Origin of the sequence: Butyricicoccus faecihominis, from assembly GCF_014648015.1 — a bacterium.
GTDB lineage: Bacteria > Bacillota > Clostridia > Oscillospirales > Butyricicoccaceae > Agathobaculum > Agathobaculum butyriciproducens.
Genome location: NZ_BMQH01000012.1, coordinates 1 through 19,506, shown reverse-complemented (window position 1 = coordinate 19,506; position 19,506 = coordinate 1). Strand labels below are relative to the sequence as shown.

The window sequence follows — 19,506 nt, the reverse complement described above, 5'->3', positions numbered from 1 at the left end:
GCGCGCATATGAAATAGCATTTGCTCTGCAAATGCTCAAAAAAGGGGAGCATGTATCACCCTTTTTGAACTTCTGGAGGGAGAAAGTTTCTGTATAGGAACTTTCGGACGACTTTGGAACGGCCCACGGTCCGTTCCTGCTTGTCGGCGAAACTGTAGTTTCGCGACAGCCTCAAAGGACGCGTAAAGCGTCCTTTTTCATTCTACTTTTATTCTACGGCCAACGCATCCTCGCTGATTACCGCCCGAATCCCCCAGGACGGCACCTTATCCGGATAGGCTTCGCCTTCGAGCATGACGAATGCCGCGTCGTACTTCGGACGCTTTTTCGGGTAGATGCCGAGTCCGTCCGTGAAGTACAGCAGGCCGCGCAGATGGCGGAACGCGCCTTCGGCATTTAAGCGGTCAACGTGCTCGAAAACCGGACGAAAATCGGTCGCAGACTGACCGATCAGTTCAAAATGCTCCATATATTCCGCAAGTTCCCGCGCATTTGTCACCTTTTTGTCCGAGCGCAGCTGATCGTCGCACTGCAGAATACGCAGGTTGAAATGCCGGAAAAAGCTGGTGTTCTCCTGCAAAAGCTCATAGGTGCGGCTGAGGAACGCGCGCACGAGTTCACCGGAGGTGGACATCGAGGTATCGATAGCGATGACGAAATCCTCGATTTTCCGCACCTCCCGCGTTTCTAACGGCTCGATAAGCGGCATATTTCCGAAATGACGCAACCCGTAGGCGTAGTAGCCGTAGTCGAACGAATCCGCATCCACCGAGACCTCCTCCCGCAGAGCGGCAAACCGGCGCAGGAACGCGCGGAAATCAGTCGTTTTGCGGGTGGAAACGGCAAGCTGCTCCCGCACAGCCTGACCGCCTTCCGCCTTGTTCGCGAAAACCGTCTCCATCGCGGTCTGCGTGCGCTCGGCCTGCTGCTGCCAGCGGCGCTCCTGCTGATCGTCGTCCTCCTTGTACCACAGCGTGTGCTCGTCTGTCGCAAACACGCGCGTGAGCATAGCGCAGTCATAGGAGTTCAGCCGCGTGCGCCGAAAATGCCGATATACCGCCTCGGCGGTCAGCACGGGCAGCTCGTCCTTGAGCTCGCGGTAGATATTCTGCCGCCGAACCGACATCTTTTCCGCCTGCAGGCAGCGGTAATCCAGTGAATCCAGCATGCTTTCGACCGCAATATCGCACGACAGATCCCACAGATCGGCATCGCGTCCGCGTGTCTTTCCAGGATGGCGCAGCAGACAGTGGAACAGCGTGTGCAGATAGGCGCGGTTGACGTTCGCGCGGGAACGCTCGTACTGCTGCGCCAGCCATGCACCGCTGAAAAACAGCACGCGCGTGTCGGTAGCCAGCGTGGGTGTATCGTAACCGTCTGCCGCAGGCAGCGCCGCCAGCGCGGAATCGAGGAACGGCAGGTTCATGTACAGTTCGGTGCGGGCGGAAAACAGGATTTCGCGTCCGATGGAAGCCCAGCGGGAGGATTGCGGCATGGAAAACATCACCTCACAGGTTCATCTTGCATCGTAGAGCACCCTGCCCTGCGGATTTATTGATAACTTTATATATTTATATTATAATTCAAACGATTTTGTCCGTCCCTTGGATGCGGTTTTGCCTGCGGCTGACAGCAGAACGGACAGTGCTGCCGTCTTCTCTGCTGCGCGGGCAGACGTACACGCGGCATCCACATCGGCGGCAGAGAGCACACCGAGCGACAGCAGGAAAGTCAAGGCAGCGGTCTCGCCTGCCTTGGCGCAGGACTGCGCCAGATTGCCGCCGTGTGCGCACAAAACCGTAAGATACTCCGCTCTTGCGCCATCCGAGAGCGTAAACGGTACGGCAAGCCGCCGCACGGCAACGCGTGCCGCGACCGAAAAATCGTGCCGCTCGAGCAGTTCGCTCAGGGCAGCATCATACTGCCGAAAATTCAGCACACCGCCGTCAAAGCACTGACGGTAGCTGTAGCCTGCACCGTGAATGCGCCGCTGAAAAATATGCGCCGGACTGAGGTCCTCCAGCTCCTCGACGTACTCGGGGAACAGCAGCCGCGCGTGCTCATCAAACCGCACATCGAGTTCTCCGGCGTACTCGCCGAGCAGCCTGGGCAGGCAGGTCGGCGCGAAAGACTCGGCATGCAGGATGACTTCGCGCAGGCTCATGCAGTTCATGAGAGCACCACCGCCGAACTCACTCACCGAATCGGTCAGTTCAATGCGTTCAAGGTTTCGGCAGTTATAAAATGCGTAGCTTCCGACGCTTTTCGCATCCTTCGGGAGCGTAACCGTGCGGATAGCCGCTGCATTGTGCTTCGGCTCCGTGCCGCCGCAGGTAATACGGACAGCGAACGCGTCCCTGCCTGTCAGATCGGGGGCCCGCTCGCTGAGTACATACGCGCCGACCTCGGTGACGGGCACGCCGTCGATCTCGTCCGGCAGACGCACAATATCGTCCTGCGTTTCGCACCGCAAAAGCGCAATGCCGCCGCTCGCACTCCGCGAACAGGTCAGCCGCAGTTCGTTTTCCCCCTCGATCACGCGCATTTGCACTCGCTCCCTCGATAAATTCTCATTCTGCTACCCATTATAGCACAGTATGCAGAAAAAGACGATACTGCGTCCTTCATTCTCATGATAAGAATTTATATTAGAAATAATATATTATTTTTCGCAAATTACACTTGACAATCCTCTGTTTTGCGAATATACTGTGACCATACCAAGTAAACCAACACAAACCAATGACGAAGACGAGTAGCAGGGAGACCGAACCTCCAAGAGAGCCGCAGGAGGTGTGATTGCGGCAGGCAAGGACCGTGTGAATGGACTTCAGCAGGGCAAGGCGAACGGCTTCGGCCAAGTAACTGCGACGGGGACTCCGCCCGTTATCAGGGGAGCGCGCATTGCTTGATGTGTGAGCAGAGTGGACGCAGTTTGCGTCAATCTGGGTGGTACCGCAAGAGCGTATTCGCTCCTGTCCCAAGAGAAATCTGGGACAGGAGCTTTTTATTTTGTAAAACCGAGTTGAGAGTGACGAATGAAGATATTCACCATCTCTCCGCTCTATCTGAAATTTGCAAAGGAGCAATCACCATGGCTAAAATCCCCCACAGACTTTATTTGACCGAAGACCAGATGCCCAAGCAGTGGTACAACCTGCGGGCGGACATGAAGGAAAAGCCGGACCCACTGATTCATCCGGGCACGCATCAGCCGCTGCTGGAAGAAGCGCTGTACCCCATCTTCTGCCAAAAGCTGGCGCACCAGGAGCTGGACAACGACACCCGCTATATTGATATTCCCGAGCCGGTGCTCGATATGTATAAGCTGTACCGTCCGTCTCCGCTGTGCCGCGCGTACAATCTGGAGAAAGCGCTGGGCACCCCGGCTAAGATTTACTACAAGTTTGAGGGTAACAACACCTCCGGCAGCCACAAGCTGAATTCCGCGATCGCGCAGGCGTACTATGCCAAGGAGCAGGGTCTCAAGGGTCTTACCACCGAAACCGGTGCCGGTCAGTGGGGTACTGCACTCTCCGAGGCATGCGCATATTTCGGACTGGATTTGAAGGTATTCATGGTTAAGGTTTCCTACGAGCAGAAGCCGTTCCGCAAGGCCATCATGCAAACCTTTGACGCAAATGTAACGCCGTCTCCGTCCAATACGACCGAGGCAGGCCGCGCTATTCTGGCACACGATCCGACCACCGGCGGCTCACTCGGCTGTGCGATTTCTGAGGCCGTTGAAGTAGCTACTACACACGAGGGCTACCGCTATGTACTCGGCTCCGTGCTCAATCAGGTGCTGCTGCACCAGTCCATCATCGGTCTGGAGAGCAAGCAGGCTATGGAGATGCTCGACGAGTATCCGGATATCGTAATCGGCTGTGCCGGCGGCGGCTCCAACCTCGGCGGCCTGATCTCCCCGTTCATGCAGGATAAACTGCTCGGCAAGGCTGACCCGCGCATCATTGCGGTTGAGCCTGCGTCCTGTCCTTCCTTCACGCGCGGCAAGTACGTTTACGATTTCTGCGATACCGGCCACGTTACGCCGCTGGCCCGCATGTACACGCTCGGCAACGGCTTCATGCCCGCGCCCAACCACGCAGGCGGCCTGCGCTACCACGGCATGAGCCCGATCCTCTCCAAGCTGTACCACGACGGTTATATGGAGGCGGTTTCCGTCAAGCAGACCGACGTATTCGACGCAGCGGTTCAGTTCGCCAAGGTGGAGACCATTCTTCCGGCGCCGGAGTCCAGCCACGCCATCCGCGCCGCAATCGACGAAGCGCTCAAGTGCAAGGAGACCGGCGAAGCTAAGACCATCCTGTTCGGTCTGACCGGTACCGGCTACTTTGATATGGCAGCATACGAGGCATATCATAACGGCACCATGCGCAACCACGTTCCCACCGATGACGAGCTGCAGGTCGGCTTCGATACCATTCCGCCGCAGGAATAAAACGCAATATAAGGTATATGGCAGACCTCCAACTTCTCTGCTGTATATAGCCGCCTGTTCCCCCACAGGCGGCTTTGTTTTGCCGAAAACAGGTTTCCGAAAAAACTTTCAAAAAATCTGAAAATAATTGTTGACATCAGGGCCCACCCGTGATATTATAATAAGGCAGTCAGCGAGAGCGACAAAGCGAAACGCCGACAGCAAAAGAAAATAGATCGTGTATGCGCCAGTAGCTCAGCTGGATAGAGTGTTTGGCTACGAACCAAAAGGTCGGGGGTTCGAATCCCTTCTGGCGTACCAGATCAACCGGTTATTTCGTTTGAAATAACCGGTTTTTCTTATTTTCTGATACATTTAAGGCAACGCCGCAATACCATGACCGGTATGGCAGATGATTTTGAACACTGTAATTTATCCAAATGAATCGTTTCTTCTTTACAAACCTAAAAAAGAGATGGCAGAAGCATTTTTGCTTCCATCATCTCTTTTTCTTTATGTAACTTCTCGTATATCGTGTTGTGCTTGACACCTGCACGTTCTTTGACACCAATCACATCTTCGGCGTACTCACCGAAGATTTTGCGGTTGTCGATCTCGTAACCCTGTCGAATTTTTCTATATTCTTCATATGTACCTTGACTACGGATCCACATTTCAATGCCTGTACCAAATATCTCAGCAGAAACATCCCATCCTCCATCTGAAGACGGTTTGACCTCAGCCGTTCACCTTTTCGGAACTGTCGCAGGTCTCTGGTCTGCACCAGATCAGGAAGCAAGGGAACGGCAGAAGTTCAAAAAGGAAGGAAAAATAAAAGGACGTACCATAAAAGTACGTCCCTTCCCTTATTCTGCTTCCTGCAGATAATATCCGATGCCTCGCTCGGAGATCAGCTCGGCCTTCGAGCCGACCGCACGCAGCTTGCGGCGCACAAGTGTCAAATAAACCTCGATGTTATTGTAGGTCGCGTCCCTGCCTGCTCCCCAGACCTTCTGGTGCAGCATTTCACGCGGCAGCACCTGTCCCGGTTCCCGCAGGAACATCTCTACAAGCTGCAACTCCTTGCCGGACAGACGGACTTCGCCGTCATTGCTCGACAGCACACAACGGCCGCGGTCGAGCGTCAGATCGCCAGCGGTCAGGATTTCACTCTGCATCATTCTCGGCCGACGTGCCAGTGCATTGACATGCGCCAGAATCTCATCGCTCTGACACGGACGCATGAGCACATTGTCCGCACCCGCATTCAGAATACGGATACGCGCCCGCGCGGTCGTGTGACCTGCCATGACGAGCAACGGTGTCATATCGCCACTTTCGCGCAGAGAGCGCACCGCATCAATGGTCTTCTCATCCAGCTTAGTGGCATTGTACACGATTACATCATATATATTCTCCGAAATATCAAGCGTGTCGCTCTCCGGCTGCTGATCATACAGAATATGTTCATGCTTGAAAGTGGCGAACAGGCGCTCGTCCTGCTCTGCATTGATTAACAAAATACGCATGAGAACATCTCCTCCTATCGGTGTAACCATTGTGCCGAACTTGTGTGGATTTTTTGTGTATAGCTTATGGATAAATTGTTAAATTGATTCTTTTTCATCAAGCCGCCGTCAAGCGAGGCGGCAACCGATTTTCAACATTCACGGAATATAAAAAAGGGAGAAAACAGCGTTTTCTCCTTTTTTTACAATTTACAGAACGATAAGCTGCTTGGGTGCATCGGTCAGATCAATGCAGCCGTCCTCGATGACGTACAGCATATCCTCAATACGCACGCCGAACCTGCCCGGCAAATAAATGCCCGGCTCTGCGGTGACGATACTGCCTGCCGGCAGCGGCGCTTCTCCGCGCGGAGAGGCAACCGGAGCCTCGTGGATCTCCAGTCCTACACCATGGCCAAAGCCGTGACCGAAGGCATCACCGTAGCCTGCTGCCTCGATAATCTTACGGCCTGCCGCATCGACGTCCCGACCGGTCACACCGGCCTTGCAGGCGGCAATGCCTGCAAGCTGTGCGTTCAGCACCGTGTCGTACACGGTCTGCATCTCGTCGGTGACATGACCGACCGCGACCGTGCGCGTCATATCCGAGCAGTAGCCGTCGTAAATGCAGCCGAAGTCCATCGTCACGAAATCGCCCGCTTGGATGGTCTTTTCACCCGGTACACCATGCGGCTTGGAGCTGTTTGCACCCGAAACGACGATCGGATCAAACGACATGTTCTCCGCGCCATAGTGCAGCATGAGGTAGGTCAGCCGTGCCGCGATCTCCTTCTCGGTCACGCCGATCTTGATGTCGTTCAGCACCTCCTCAAGCGCCTGCTCAGCGATGCGCTGTGCCGCGACGATCTTCTCAACCTCGTCCTCTTCCTTGCACATGCGCAGCTGCTCCACACCGTCCTCGAGACGGACAGCTGTCGCGTGCAGTGCCGTGCCCCACGACATGAACTCCGCATAGGTAAGCGTTTTGTCCTCGAGAGCGACCTTTTTTGCGCCGTCCTCGTCGAGCAGCTCATTGATGAGCGCAGAATAACTCTGCCCCGCCTTGATCTCGCGCACCTCAAAATCCTTGATGGCCGCGTGTGCCGCTTCAACATAACGGAAATCCGTGAAGAATACCGCCTGCTTAGCTGACAGATACACTGCGCCCGCCGTCGAGTGAAAGCCCGTGGCGTAGCGGCGGCTGATCTCGCTGGTCAGCACCAGCGCGTCATACGGCTGCTCAAGCAGCATGGCACGCAGTTCGTTTCTTTTCATGGTAATCGCCTCTTAAATATTAGCCGATGATGGATTTTACCGCATCCACGGCGAGCAGATAACTGTGCTTGCCGAAGCCTGCAATGACGCCTGCGCACACCGGTCCGATGACCGACTTGTGGCGGAATTCCTCGCGCGCGTGCACGTTGGACATATGTACCTCCACGCAGGGCAGGCGCACAGCCGCAATCGCATCGCGGATGGCGTAGCTGTAGTGCGTGTACGCACCGGCGTTCATGATGATCGCATCGCAGTCCTCACGAGCCGCGTGAATACGGTCGATCAGCGCACCCTCGGAGTTGGACTGAAACACCGCGCATTCCATCCCCAGACGTTCGCACTTCTGTACAACCTCCGCATTGATGGATGCCAGCGTGTCCGAACCATAAATGCCCGGCTCGCGCTGACCGGTCAGGTTCAGGTTAGGACCGTGGATCAATAATACCTTTTTCATACGTTTATACCCCTTTGCATAGTTCTACAAAGCGTCTCCGTAGGGCAAATGTCCTACTTTTTACTTTTCCGCCTGAGCCATAAAGCACTGCTTCATGGCGAGTGCGTCCTCCGCCTGCGTTCCGGCGGATTCGCAGATAAACGTCGGTGCGTAGCCGCGGGCGGCGGTTTCCTCCGCGACCGGCGTGAAATCCGGACCGTATACCGTATCCGCGAACGTCAAATGGCGCACCTCGCCCTTATCGTTATACTCGATATGAGAGAAGTGGGCGTGCAGTTTAGCCGTGCGCTCATGACCGATGGTATTTTCCATCAGATCGAACAGCGCTCTCACTTCCTCGCGGGTGTTCATATGGCCGCCCGTGCGGCAGTTGAGATGACCGAAGTCGATGCACGGCAGCAGGCGGTCATCGGCGGCCACCAGCTCGCAGACCTCCTCGGCGGTGCCGAGCACGCTCTTTTTGCCCATGGTTTCCAGACAGACCGTGCAGCCGGTCAGGTGGGCCTCATCCAGCGCACGCAGAATATTTTTTACGTTTTCGTGCGAGTTGCGCATGGCGCGGTCACGGGTCAGCTTGCCCTGACCGCCGCAGTGCACGACCATGCGCGTTGCGCCAAGCGGCACAGCCAGCCGCGCGGTCTCCAGCACATAGCCGACGTTTTTCTCCATGCGCTCGCTCTCCTCGGACGAGAGATTGATGAAATACGGCGCATGAATGCTCATCTGAATGCCGTGCTGCTCGGCTGCCGCACCGATTTTGAGTGCGGTCTCCTCGCCGCAGCGCACGCCGCGTCCGCACTGATACTCAAACGCGGTCAGTCCCATCTGTGCGAGCCATGCAGGCGCATCCTCGCTTTTCTTGAAGCCTGCGGCGGCAAACGACTCCGAGTTGCCCGCAGGACCGAATTTCGGCTCAGCCATGATGTGCTCTCGCCTCCATTCTGCGCCGTCCGCGCGCGATAAAGCCGCGCTCAAGCTGATAGCGCACATTGATCCAGAAGAACCGACGATCGAGCGTTTCGACGTAGCAGGTCAGCGCGCCCGCGCGGTTGCCGCCGAACACGTCGGTGAAAATCTGGTCGCCGATGACGGCAATCTCGCGCATGGACAGGCCAAGCCGGTTTGCCGCCTTGCGGAAGCCGCGGGAAAACGGCTTTCCGGCATGGCTGATATAGCCCACACCGAGCGGCTCGCAGAACTTCCCTACCCGCTCGGGATGGTTGTTGGAGAACACCAGCACAGCAATGCCGGCATCCTTCAGCCGATCGACAAAGAGGTGCAGCGTATCGGGCGGCAAAGCAGCCTTGTGGGACGCCATTGTGCCGTCCAGATCGACCAGCACGCCGCGTACGCCGTGGGCAGTCAGCACCTCCGGCGTAATATCGTAAATCGAATCAAATACATAATCGGGAATCAGTTTGCTCATTCATACACTCCTGTTAATACCCGTATTCTAATTTAGCGTAATGCTACATATAGTGTAATGGAATTTATTCAAAAAGTCCAGAAAAGAAGCTGTTGCAAAACTACAGTTTTGCCGACAGGAGGAACGGACCGCGGGCCGTTCCAACGTATTTCTATCATCAAGGAGTTGACGATTATGGTCTACACGAAAAATCTTATTCTGGTATGCACCGGACGCGACACAACGAAAGCCGCTTCGCTCGGCATGCCGGTTTTGCAGCTTTGCCTTGGTATTTCACCGTCCGGAGCGCTGCAGCGGCTCAAGGTGTCCGCGGTGCAGCGGCACTGCCTGCTCGGCGTGACCGACCCGCCGCAGGCTATCAACTTCTGCAGCGCCGAGCGCATTGCTGCCGATCTGGTTTTCGAGGCGCGGCGCACGGAAGCGCCCGGCGTATTCGCGGATTTTGAGCACGACACGCCGCTGAACCGCCGCCTGCTGGCCGCATTCGACGAAGCACTGTACAATGCGGATATTCCGCTGTATGTGCCGCTCGAGTGCGGACGCACGCTGTCGCACGCGATACTCACGGTCTCCACCGCAATTTCGGGCGGCAGTCTGACCGAGTACATTTCCTCCCTGCAGGGCATTTACGGCGCGGCGCGGATTGCCGCGTTTCTGCAGCCGGTTTCGCAGGATTTCACCCTGCCGTCACCCACGCCGAACGGCGTTTCGCTCAGTTCCGCAGCAAGAGCCGCGCTGCTCGCGCAGACCGGCGCACAGCCGTTCTTTTCGCGCGAGCTGTGCGCGAAATACTTCACCTACATGAATGCAGACGGACAGGCACACTTTGTCCTGTACGACGATGACTCCACGCTGGCGGCCAAGCTGGCACAGCTGACGGGCTGCGGCGTGCAGAATGTGTTCGCGCTGTTTCCGGATGCGGCAGGGCTGCTGAAGCCACAGGCGTAAGGCAGCACTGCACAATTAAGACTGCGGCGCTTTGCGGAAATTTTGTGTCCTGACTTTATAGCGGTCCCTTGTGCAGGCTCCGGTCGCGCTGCCGCTGATTCTACGGTAATACATCAAGTATTACCGCAAAACCGCGCCTCGTCAGTGCACAAAATCCACTCACAAATCGCTCTTGTTTAATCATGCAGTATTGCCTTAATCCGTCGTAATATGCGCGGTCGTGGCGCGTACCAGCTTGATGAGATCCGCCGGTGCACATTCGATCTGGAAACCGATCTTGCCCGCAGAGACCATCACGGTCGGGACATTGTTCACGCTCTCGTCAAACACGGTCGGGAACGCCTTCTTCATGCCCACCGGCGAGCAGCCGCCGCGTACATATCCTGTAAGGCCCAACAGTTCCTTGACATGCACCATCTCGACCGACTTTTCACCTGCCGCCTTGGCTGCTTTTTTCAGGTCAAGCTCCTTTGCAACCGGAATAACGAATACATGAAAGCCTCCCGATTTGCCTCGTGCAACCAGCGTCTTGAAGACCTGATCAGGGTTCTGGCCGAGCAGTTCCGCAACCGAAACACCGTCTACGGCGTCCTTGCCGTGCGGGTATTCGTGCGGCTTATAGGTGATCTTGTGCTGCTCAAGCACACGCATTACATTTGTTTTATCCGAAGCCATATTGTTCGCTCCTATCTGCAATTTATACAAATATTATAGACTTCACTTGTGCGATATGCAAGGGAATATCGGAATTGAAAATTGAGAATGAAGAATGGAAAATTATCGCGGCGGTTGAATCAATACATCGTTTGTAAATTCATTTGCACACGCATACCCGCAGGGGCGAACCGTATTCTCCCAGGTCATCGTTAAATGGGTGCGGGAGCACACTGTGCTCCCCTACGGGGTAGACTGTACAGACATTGGACAACTGCGGTACCCATTTTGCCCGCCATTCATTATCCATTCTCAATTCAAAAAGGGAACCGATTTCGGTTCCCTTTTTGCTTACTGCTGCGGATTTTTCTTATGGAAGTTAAACTTGGGCAGCTTGATTTTCTTAAACAGGCCGGAAAGGCGGGCAGCGACGCTGTCGGTCAGCGAATAGTAAACCGGGGTGATAAACAGCGTTGCGATGGTGGAGATAACCATACCGGTCATCATAACAACACCCATCGGCTTCATCATCTCGGAGCCTTCGCCGCTGGAGCATACCATCGGCACAAGGCCGAGGATAGTGGTCATGGCGGTCATCAGCACCGGACGGACACGGCGCGGACATGCGTTCAGGATAGCCGTATTCTTATCCTCACCGCGCTGACGGCGCTGCAGGGTATAGTCGATCAGTACGATGGACGAGTTGACGACTGTACCGGCCAGAATGATAACACCGAGCAGTGCGACCATGGAAACATGATTTCCGGTTGGCCACAGCATGATCATCGAGCCAAGCAGACCGATCGGCAGGATCAGCATGATTGCAATCGGCAGCGAGAACGAGTTGAACTGTGTTGCCAGAATGAAATATACCAGCACAATTGCCACCGCAAGGGCCAGCATCAGCGTACCGGTGGTTTCCGCGATCTGCGAAGCAGCGGTATCGCCTTCGCCGACCTCTACGCCGTCCGGCAGCTCGTACTTGGCAACAATGTCGTCAACGGCTGCCTTAATGGCATTGCTGTCGCCGGATTCGCTTTCACCGGTGATGGTTACGGTTTCTTTCTGGTTTTTGCGAACGATGGACTGCGGGCTGAGCTCGGTGTAGACATCCGCCACCATGGACAGCGGTACGGTGCCGCCGGTCATGGTCGGAATCTGCATGGAGCGCAGTGCGTCCAGACTGGTTGCTACATCCTCGTCGCCGGCAACGGTAACGTCGTATTCCTCACCGTTCATGCGGAGCGTGGTCGCGGTCGAGCCGGTCAGCTCACCACGAACCAGACCGCCAATGGTGGCCGCATTCAGGCCGAAGCGAGACGCATTCTCGCGGTTGATCTTAACGGCAACACGCGGGGTCTGCTCGCCTGCCGAGGATTCCACGTTGATAGCATCCGGCAGTGCGCTGATCTGGTTTGCCAGATCGTCTGCCGTCTCAGCCAGCCGGTCGTAGTCATCGCCGGTCAGCTCAACGCTGATGTCCGAATCCGTGGACATCGACATGGTGCTGCTGGTCGAAACCGTCAGTTCACAGCCTGCAATATCCTGCAGGTCACGGCGCAGCTGCTTGGCGATATCCGCTGACGAGCGGTCACGCTGATCGAGATCTACCAGCGAAATGGTAACGCTTGCGCCCGAGGACGAGGACATGATCGAGGTCGAAGAACCGGTCGAGTAGTAGATCTGCTCCAGCTCCGGGATGGTATCAACTGCGATGGCCGCAATGCGGTCCTCGATGGCGGCAGTGTCCTCCATAGTCGAACCGTTCGGCATGGAAACCGTAACACTCACCTCACCCTCATCCATCTCCGGGATGAGCTCCATGCCCGCCTGGCTGACGCTGAGCACGCTGACAATACAGATGACAACGGTCAGCGCGACGCCTGCCCAGCGGTGGGTAATCAGGAAATTCAGCGAACTGCGGTATGCACGCGACAGCGGCTTTTCGGTGATCGGCGTTGCGCCCGAGCCCTGCGGCTTGATGCTCTGCTGCTTGGTGCCGCCGAGCAGGAAATAGCACAGCAGCGGCACGAGCGTGATGGAAATGATCAGCGAGCTGAGCAGCAGCGCTACAATGGTGATACAAAATTCCTTGAACATCATGCCGGCCATGCCGCCGGAAAGTGCGATCGGCAGGAATACGGCAACCGTGGTCAGCGTGGAAGCGATAACCGCACCGATGACCTCGCCGGTGCCCTTGGTGCAGGCATCCATACGGTCGTAGCCGTCCGCTCGATAGGTGAATATGTTCTCCAGAACAACGATGGAGTTATCCACGATCATACCTACGCCGAGCGTGATACCGCCGAGCGACATCATGTTCAGCGTAATGCCCAGCACGTTCATAATCAGGAACGTAAACAGGATACAGCACGGCATTGCGATGGTAACAGCCATGGTCGCGCCGAAGTCGCGCAAGAAAAGGAACAGCACGATCGCGGCGAACAGCACGCCCATCCAGATGTTCTGAATAGCGTTATCAACCGTCATGTTGATATAGTCGGACTGATCCATAACGATATTCCACTGCAGGGAATCGTTGCTCTTAAGCAGGGAGTCAAACTCAGCCTTGGCCAGCTCGGCAATCTGCGCCGTATTGGAGCCGGACTGCTTGTTGACCGACAGGATGATACATTCCTCACCGTCAACCTTGGAGATGGCGTCCTGATCCTTGGGCTGCATGGAAACATCCGCGATCTGGCTCAGACGTACCGTGCCGCCTGCCGGAAGCGAGATCAGGGCGTTCTTAACATCATCAATGGACGAATACTCACCGTCCGTGCGGACAGCCAGCGTCTGCGAACCGTTATCCAGATCGCCGCCCGGAATGGCGATGTTGTCCGCGCCGAGCTGCTGACCGATGGACGAAATCGTCAGGTTATAGCCCTTCAGGCGGGATGCATCCGTATGGACTGCGATCTCCTGCTCGTAGCCGCCCGAAATATCAACAGACGCTACGCCGTCCAGACGCTCGAGCGCCGGCTGAATCTCGTCCTCAGCAATAGACTGCAGAGAGGCCAGGTCGTTGCCGCGCAGCGCCACCGAAACGACCGGCATGGAGTCAATATCAATCGACATAACGGTCGGGTCGGATGCGTCATCCGGCAGCTGGCTCTTTACCTGTGCAACCTTGTCGCGCAGGTCGGTCATTGCCTGATCCATATCGGTATCATTCGTAAACCGGATGACCAGCATAGCCATATTCTCGGACGAGGTGGACTGGAGCGTATCCAGACCGGACAGACCCGCTACCGCACCCTCGAGTTTTTTGGTTACCTGCTGCTCGATATCCTCCGGGCCGGCACCCGGGTAAGTAGCGTAAACAACCGCTGCCGGAACCTCCATGGACGGCATGAGCGCCAGCGGCAGGTTCTGGAAGCTATAAAAACCAAACACAACGACCAGTATGTACAGCAGGATGGTCATTACATGGTGTCTGATAAAGGTTTGTGCGAATTTCATGCGCGCTTAGCCCTCCCCGCCGTCTGCGGCGTCCGAGGTGACGACATGCACGGCTGCACCGTCCGACAGATAGGACTGGCCCTTGGTAACAACCCGGTCGCCCGCCTTGAGGCCGGAAACGATCTCGGTCGAATCCTTGGTAACCAGTCCGGTAGTGACGGTAACGCGGGTTGCGGCAGTGCCATCCGCATTTACGGTGAACACATACTGCTCGTTGTTGTTGCCGGTCAGGATGGACTCGGTCGGCACGGAAATCGTGCTTGCGCGGCGGTCGGTATAGAAGGTGACGGTAGCAAACGCGCCGATCGGCGGCTTGGTGCCGGACGGCAGAGAAACCGAAACGTCATACAGATTGGTCTGTGCATTGGCAGCCGCCGGCAGCGTGCTGACCGTACCGTTCATCGACTCCTTGGAGACAGCGGAAACTGTGACGCTTGCGGTATCGCCGACCTTGATGCCGGTGAATACGTCCTCGGCGACAGAAACCTGCACCTCAACCGCACCGTTCTCGGCAATAACCACGCTCGGCTGCGCCGAGGATGCCATGCCGCCGCGGTCTACGTTTACAGCCGTAACCGTACCCGAGCACGGAGCGGTTACCGTGCCAAGGCTTGCCTGCTTGTTGATCTGGTCCATAGACGCCTGAATCTGCGCCAAAGACGCGGACTGCTGGGCCTCAGCCTGCGCGACACCTGCCTGCGCCTGCGTCAGTGCCTGCTTAGCCTTGGTCAGATCCTGCTCGGCAGCCGCACCGGCTTCGAGCAGTGCTTCCGTGTTGCTGACCGCCAGTTCCGCCTGCTCCACACCGACCTTTGCCGATTCAATCGCACGGTCGGTCGCGGTCTTTGTGGCGCTGTAGGATTGCTGCAGCGAGCTCATCGTCGAGGTAACCGTCGAGGTATCCACCGTAAACAGGGTCTGACCCTTGGATACGGTGTCGCCTTCGCTGACGTTCAGCGTCTGCACCTGACCTGCCAGCAGCGGGAACACCTGCACCTCATTGACGGCGGCAATCTTGCCATTCAGCGTGTACTCCGAGCTCATCGCACCCGAGGTAACATCGGTTACCTCAACCGCAGTGCTGTTTGAGCTTTCCTCCTCGGTTTCCTCTTCCTTGCCGCAGCCTGCACACAGTACCATCGCACCGGCCAGCAGCGCCGCAAGGATTCGTTTGCTATTGCTCATCGGGGTCCTCCAATTCATTATACATATCTGCTATATTCGCAAAAACGGTCAGCTTATCAAGTTGTTGCCGTAATGACACCGCGTTTTGCCCACTGATAGGTGTTGTAGGCGGTCAGCAGATCAATACGCGCTGCAACCTCGGTCTCCTGTGCTGTGGTGAAGGTATCAAGCGCATCCGTGTACGCCATCTTGGAGATCATGCCGCGCGTGTACTGCACCTGGCTTACCGTAAACGTCTTTTTCGCCTGTGCGAGATCGGCGTCCGCCGCAGCAAGCGCGGTCTGCTTCTCCTGCAGGTCGGTATACAGCTTGCGGAAAGAAGCGGTCGTGCTCTCCTTCTGTGCATCGCGGTCGATCTTGGCTGCCTGATAAGCATACAGCGTGTTGGTCTTGTTGTTCTCGTAATCGTCGGACGCGGTCTGCATTGCGTACTCCTTGGAGTAGATCGCATAGCTGTTCTTGAGCGCCTCGGCAAGATCCTTGTTATAATCAATGGAGGTGACCTGCTCGGCGGTTACGACCGGAAGATCGCTTGTTTCGATCTGCGTACCGGTGGTATAGCCGCACTGGATAGCGAGCGTGTTGGTCAGCGCCTCTACCTGCGTGGTCAGCGATGCCTTGCTGGCAACAGCGCTCTCTCGCTGTGCCTGCAGGCTCTTGAGCGTATTTACACCGGTCATGCCCAGCTTTACCTGATTCTGCACAGTCGCAATGTTGCGGTCAAGCTGCTGAATGCTGCGGTTTGTCTGGTTGAGCGTATACTTCATGCCGCGCAGAGAAATGTAGGTGTTTTCCGCACTCAGGCAGATCTCATCGGCTGCATTCTGCATCTGACGGCGGGTGTGATCAACCGTTTTCTCCTGATCTTCCTCGGCGTCGTCCTCGTCATCGTCGAGGTTCCTGTACGAAGCCTCAGCAGCTGCCAGATTGCGCTGCAGGATGGAAATCTGGCTCTCAAGCGTCTTGCGCAGACCGGCGTTCGCCTCGTCGGTTCCCAGTTCCTTCAGCGTTTTCTGCAGTTCCTTGATCTGCTTCTGGTAGGACGAAATCTGCTCGGAAAGCTGGAAATAGCTTTCGATGTATCGATCGCTTACATCGGTCTTTTCCGCACTGAGCACGGTGTTGTTGTTCGCCTTGATGGTGACGTTGTTCCGGCGGACGGTCTCCTCCAGCTTGTCAAACGTCAGCTTGACCGGCGCCGTCGGCTGGGTCTGGGTGGTGCCGGTGGCGTTCGTCGCGGTCTTGGTATCGGCGGCAAACGCCGGCACGACCATGCCGCACAGCAGAGCGGCGGAAAGACCGGCTGCAATGGTTCGTTTCATTATAATATACTCCTCTCTTATGCGGCTGCGGTGGTGATAAGTACGCCTTCCTTGGCCCATTCGTACTGGTTATATGCGGTATACAGCGACAGATACGCGCTTTCCACATTCAGCTTTGCGGTCGTTACGGCATCCTGCGCCTGCTGATACGCCAGCTTGGAAATGATGCCCTTCCTGTACTTCACGGTCGCGGTTTTCAGGTCAAGCTCCGCCTGCGACTGCGCGGTTCGCTTGGCTGCCAGAGTCGTCCGGCAGTCCTTGACGGTCTTGTAGGTGCTGTCGAAGGCAGCCACTACCGACTCCCTGGCCGCCGCCAATGCGTCCTCAGCGGACTTGACCGCCTCGGCGGTACCGCTGATATTCTTGTCATACGCGTTGTACGCGCTGCGCACAGCATCCTGCTTCTGCCAGATGAGGAAGCTGTTCTTCTGCGCCTGCTCCAAATCCTTCTGATAGGACATCTTATCCAGATTGCCCTCGTACAGCGTCTCAAAGTCGGCCGGCATCACGATGGTGTTCGCATCCAGACCGCACATCAGCGCAACGCTCGAACCGAGGTTTTCGCGGGTGGTCTCCAGCGTGTCGATGGACTGCGCCAGCTTGTCGCGCTGATTCTGCACCGTGTCAAGCTGCAGCTGCCCAATCATGCCGAGTTTTCGCTGAGTTTTCAGCACAGCCAGATTGCGATCCAGCTGTGTGAGCGTTACCTGCAGGTTTTCCTTGGTGTAGCCCAGATTTTTAATGGTAATCAGCATGGTCTGTGCACCGAGCGCCAGCTGACCGGAGACGTTTTTCGCCTGCTTGCGCAGCGTGTACGCCGCGTCATCCAGCTGGGACAGCATAGCCATCGCCTGCTGCATGCCGCTGACGGCATTCTGATTCAGGCTGGTCTGGTAATCCTCTAATACCTTTAACTGTGCCGCATAGGTCTTATAAAGATCACTGGTCGTATCCAGTCCATCCATGGCCTTTTTCATATCCTCAATCAGCGCAGCGTAGATTGCTATCTCGCTCTCGCCGGTCGCACCGGACGCCGAACCCGACATATACGAGCTGCTGTCCAGCGAAGCTGCCGTTTTGTTCAGCATTTTCACCGTGTTATTGTCACTCTCCACCGTACGCTTGACGCCCAGCAGACCCATTTTCTTGACGGTATAAGCCGCCGGTTTGCTCTGCGCGGTGCTCGTCCCGGTCTGCGACGCTGCCGGTTGTCCGGTGCTTACCGCGCCTGCAGGCCATACAAATCCGGCGCACAGCACCAGAGACAGCAGTGTGCGCTTCCAGTTTGCTTTCATATAGGCTCCTTTCTCACAACAATTCCCGTGTGATAATGCTGGTGTGAATATATTCGATGCTCTGCCGCGGCGACTCTCCGGTACGCAGTGTATGCGCCAGCACTTCGATCGCCCGCGTCGTCTGCGCCGAAAAATCCTGATCGACGATGAAATCCAGCCGTCCGTCCTCCAAATACTGGCGCGCATGCGGCGTCAGATCGTGACAGACAACATGAATCCGCCGATTGGGCTTTGCGCGCTCGAGCGCGTCCATACAGCCGCGCACGGACTCGTTTGCCATATAAATACCGCGCAGACGCGGGTTCTGCCGCACCTGCTGCAGTACGCCGTCGTAGGTCAGCTCATACTGCTCGACGCTCTCGATGACGTTGACGTTTACATTATCGTCAAAAATCTCGTGCAGACGGTCAAGGAAGCCACGCACACGCAGTCCGTGCGCCGTGAATTCACGGTTGCCGGTAACGACGAGCACATCCTGTCCCTCAACGTACGGTGCAAGCAGTCCGGCTGCAATCCGGCCGGATTTGACCATGTTCTGTCCGATATGATACAGGCGGCGGCTCTGCCGCACATCCGAGTCGCAGGTAACGACCGGAATACCGATTGCGACCAGCCGGTCGATCTCCTCACTCATCGCTACCGTGTCCGGCGCGGTGACAATGAGACCGTCAATGCCGCGCTCCTCCATGCGTCCGATGGCCTCGAAATACGCACGGTGCGAGCGGTTTTTCAGCTCCTCCACCAGCACATTTACATCATTTAATCCGCGATTGTGTACAGCCACGCGAATGCCCTCGCGCATCCGGCGGATGAAAAACGCATCCCAGCTCGGCAGAATCACGCCGATGCGGAACGCGCCGTGTCCCGCACGGGCGGCCTGCCGCTGCGACGGCGTTTTGTAGCCGTATTCGCTGATTATTTTCTGCACGCGCTCCCGCACCTCCGGCGCTACATTCGGTCGGCCGTTTACAACTCGGTCCACTGTTCCACGCGATACGCCGCACTGCTCTGCGATCCACTGTGCAGTTACCTTCATAAGATATTCTCCTTTTCAGGCATCCATGTATCCTCTTTTATCCCTAAAAGACACATTTTTGCCACAATACGTTCATATTTTATCATAGTGCAGTAAAGCGCACAAGCGTTTCACCGCATTTTAGACACCAACGTGCAATGTGTTGCATTTTCCTGTGCATTTTCCTTTTTAGCACAATGCACGGATATTTTGCACGATTTTTTTGCGCTCCGCTTTGCTATTTTTCACCAAACAGAAGCCCCAAAATTGGGCGGTGCGCTGAAAAATACGCTGCACCCTTGAAGCACACCCGCAAGTGGTTTATAATAGAATCACCTTATATAAAAGGAGAGAATTCCAATGGGCATTTTGAAAATTGGCGTTGTAGGCTGCGGCCGAATCGGCAAGCTGCACATTAACAACCTGATCAACTCCGTACCGGGCGTTCAGGTAGTAGCTGCTGCTGACCCGATGCTTGACAAGTCCGGCGCACGCGAGTGGCTGGCAGAGCGCAAGATCAC

At 56.1% G+C, this 19,506-nt stretch carries 16 protein-coding genes and 1 tRNA gene; 4 read left to right on the top strand and 13 right to left on the bottom strand.

Features of this window, described 5'->3' with window-relative positions; all coding sequences use genetic code 11:
• Positions 1-208 precede the first annotated feature (208 nt).
• Both IEY11_RS11820 and IEY11_RS11815 read right to left on the bottom strand, forming a co-directional pair.
• A complete protein-coding gene (locus IEY11_RS11820; protein ID WP_188886627.1) occupies positions 209-1,495 on the bottom strand; it encodes a vWA domain-containing protein in 1,287 nt (428 codons plus the stop codon).
• An 81-nt stretch (positions 1,496-1,576) separates the two neighbouring features.
• Complete coding sequence (locus tag IEY11_RS11815) at positions 1,577-2,545, bottom strand: leucine-rich repeat protein (protein ID WP_188886626.1); 969 nt, start codon at positions 2,543-2,545, stop codon at positions 1,577-1,579.
• A gap of 549 nt (positions 2,546-3,094) precedes the next feature.
• Between IEY11_RS11815 and IEY11_RS11810 the strand changes: the two genes are divergently transcribed.
• Both IEY11_RS11810 and IEY11_RS11805 read left to right on the top strand, forming a co-directional pair.
• Positions 3,095-4,462, top strand: coding sequence for a TrpB-like pyridoxal phosphate-dependent enzyme (locus IEY11_RS11810; protein WP_188886625.1), 1,368 nt, complete (start codon positions 3,095-3,097; stop codon positions 4,460-4,462).
• A 223-nt stretch (positions 4,463-4,685) separates the two neighbouring features.
• A tRNA-Arg gene (locus IEY11_RS11805) sits at positions 4,686-4,762 on the top strand.
• Between the two features lie 545 nt (positions 4,763-5,307).
• On the opposite strand, the gene IEY11_RS11795 is transcribed toward IEY11_RS11805, so the two are convergent.
• The 5 genes from IEY11_RS11795 to IEY11_RS11775 all read right to left on the bottom strand — a co-directional run bounded on the left by IEY11_RS11795 (position 5,308) and on the right by IEY11_RS11775 (position 9,104).
• Complete coding sequence (locus IEY11_RS11795; protein ID WP_158575291.1) at positions 5,308-5,970, bottom strand: response regulator transcription factor; 663 nt, start codon at positions 5,968-5,970, stop codon at positions 5,308-5,310.
• Positions 5,971-6,159: 189 nt separating this feature from the next.
• On the bottom strand, positions 6,160-7,224 hold the full coding sequence (locus tag IEY11_RS11790; RefSeq protein ID WP_118730134.1) for an aminopeptidase P family protein: 1,065 nt from the start codon (positions 7,222-7,224) through the stop codon (positions 6,160-6,162).
• Positions 7,225-7,243: 19 nt separating this feature from the next.
• Positions 7,244-7,678: a type II 3-dehydroquinate dehydratase gene (gene aroQ / locus IEY11_RS11785; protein WP_119214865.1), complete on the bottom strand. Its 435-nt coding sequence runs from the start codon at positions 7,676-7,678 to the stop codon at positions 7,244-7,246.
• Between the two features lie 60 nt (positions 7,679-7,738).
• Positions 7,739-8,599, bottom strand: a complete 861-nt coding sequence (locus tag IEY11_RS11780) for a TIM barrel protein (protein WP_118286170.1) — start codon at positions 8,597-8,599, stop codon at positions 7,739-7,741.
• Positions 8,592-9,104 (bottom strand): YqeG family HAD IIIA-type phosphatase, encoded by a 513-nt coding sequence (locus tag IEY11_RS11775; RefSeq protein ID WP_118286169.1) that lies wholly within the window; start codon positions 9,102-9,104, stop codon positions 8,592-8,594. The genes IEY11_RS11780 and IEY11_RS11775 overlap by 8 nt, the downstream gene beginning before the upstream one ends.
• A 174-nt stretch (positions 9,105-9,278) precedes the next feature.
• Between IEY11_RS11775 and IEY11_RS11770 the strand changes: the two genes are divergently transcribed.
• Positions 9,279-10,052 (top strand): hypothetical protein, encoded by a 774-nt coding sequence (locus IEY11_RS11770; RefSeq protein WP_188886623.1) that lies wholly within the window; start codon positions 9,279-9,281, stop codon positions 10,050-10,052.
• A 195-nt stretch (positions 10,053-10,247) separates the two neighbouring features.
• On the opposite strand, the gene ybaK is transcribed toward IEY11_RS11770, so the two are convergent.
• The 6 genes from ybaK to IEY11_RS11740 form a co-directional block, all read right to left on the bottom strand.
• Complete coding sequence (gene ybaK / locus IEY11_RS11765) at positions 10,248-10,727, bottom strand: Cys-tRNA(Pro) deacylase (RefSeq protein ID WP_188886622.1); 480 nt, start codon at positions 10,725-10,727, stop codon at positions 10,248-10,250.
• A gap of 330 nt (positions 10,728-11,057) precedes the next feature.
• Positions 11,058-14,168, bottom strand: coding sequence for an efflux RND transporter permease subunit (locus IEY11_RS11760; protein WP_188886621.1), 3,111 nt, complete (start codon positions 14,166-14,168; stop codon positions 11,058-11,060).
• 6 nt (positions 14,169-14,174) lie between these two features.
• The gene (locus IEY11_RS11755; protein ID WP_158557384.1) at positions 14,175-15,353 is read right to left on the bottom strand and encodes an efflux RND transporter periplasmic adaptor subunit; all 1,179 of its coding nucleotides are present in this window, start codon (positions 15,351-15,353) and stop codon (positions 14,175-14,177) included.
• A 56-nt stretch (positions 15,354-15,409) separates the two neighbouring features.
• Entirely contained in the window at positions 15,410-16,675 is a 1,266-nt protein-coding gene (locus tag IEY11_RS11750; RefSeq protein ID WP_188886620.1) for a TolC family protein, read from the bottom strand.
• A 17-nt stretch (positions 16,676-16,692) separates the two neighbouring features.
• On the bottom strand, positions 16,693-17,970 hold the full coding sequence (locus tag IEY11_RS11745; RefSeq protein WP_188886619.1) for a TolC family protein: 1,278 nt from the start codon (positions 17,968-17,970) through the stop codon (positions 16,693-16,695).
• A 13-nt stretch (positions 17,971-17,983) separates the two neighbouring features.
• Complete coding sequence (locus tag IEY11_RS11740; protein WP_110435861.1) at positions 17,984-19,006, bottom strand: LacI family DNA-binding transcriptional regulator; 1,023 nt, start codon at positions 19,004-19,006, stop codon at positions 17,984-17,986.
• 339 nt (positions 19,007-19,345) lie between these two features.
• Between IEY11_RS11740 and IEY11_RS15090 the strand changes: the two genes are divergently transcribed.
• Positions 19,346-19,506, top strand: a 161-nt coding sequence (locus IEY11_RS15090; protein ID WP_158575299.1) for a Gfo/Idh/MocA family oxidoreductase, incomplete at its 3' end; no start/stop codon positions are given.

Coding starts and splice junctions, on each gene's coding strand:
- IEY11_RS11775 (WP_118286169.1), bottom strand. CDS start 9,104: ATGAGCAAACTGATTCCCGATTATGTATTTGATTCGATTTACGATATT.
- IEY11_RS11815 (WP_188886626.1), bottom strand. CDS start 2,545: ATGCGCGTGATCGAGGGGGAAAACGAACTGCGGCTGACCTGTTCGCGG.
- IEY11_RS11745 (WP_188886619.1), bottom strand. CDS start 17,970: ATGAAAGCAAACTGGAAGCGCACACTGCTGTCTCTGGTGCTGTGCGCC.
- IEY11_RS11780 (WP_118286170.1), bottom strand. CDS start 8,599: ATGGCTGAGCCGAAATTCGGTCCTGCGGGCAACTCGGAGTCGTTTGCC.
- IEY11_RS11820 (WP_188886627.1), bottom strand. CDS start 1,495: ATGCCGCAATCCTCCCGCTGGGCTTCCATCGGACGCGAAATCCTGTTT.
- IEY11_RS11790 (WP_118730134.1), bottom strand. CDS start 7,224: ATGAAAAGAAACGAACTGCGTGCCATGCTGCTTGAGCAGCCGTATGAC.
- IEY11_RS11795 (WP_158575291.1), bottom strand. CDS start 5,970: ATGCGTATTTTGTTAATCAATGCAGAGCAGGACGAGCGCCTGTTCGCC.
- IEY11_RS11750 (WP_188886620.1), bottom strand. CDS start 16,675: ATGAAACGAACCATTGCAGCCGGTCTTTCCGCCGCTCTGCTGTGCGGC.
- IEY11_RS11755 (WP_158557384.1), bottom strand. CDS start 15,353: ATGAGCAATAGCAAACGAATCCTTGCGGCGCTGCTGGCCGGTGCGATG.
- aroQ (WP_119214865.1), bottom strand. CDS start 7,678: ATGAAAAAGGTATTATTGATCCACGGTCCTAACCTGAACCTGACCGGT.
- IEY11_RS11760 (WP_188886621.1), bottom strand. CDS start 14,168: ATGAAATTCGCACAAACCTTTATCAGACACCATGTAATGACCATCCTG.
- IEY11_RS11740 (WP_110435861.1), bottom strand. CDS start 19,006: ATGAAGGTAACTGCACAGTGGATCGCAGAGCAGTGCGGCGTATCGCGT.
- IEY11_RS11810 (WP_188886625.1), top strand. CDS start 3,095: ATGGCTAAAATCCCCCACAGACTTTATTTGACCGAAGACCAGATGCCC.
- IEY11_RS11770 (WP_188886623.1), top strand. CDS start 9,279: ATGGTCTACACGAAAAATCTTATTCTGGTATGCACCGGACGCGACACA.
- ybaK (WP_188886622.1), bottom strand. CDS start 10,727: ATGGCTTCGGATAAAACAAATGTAATGCGTGTGCTTGAGCAGCACAAG.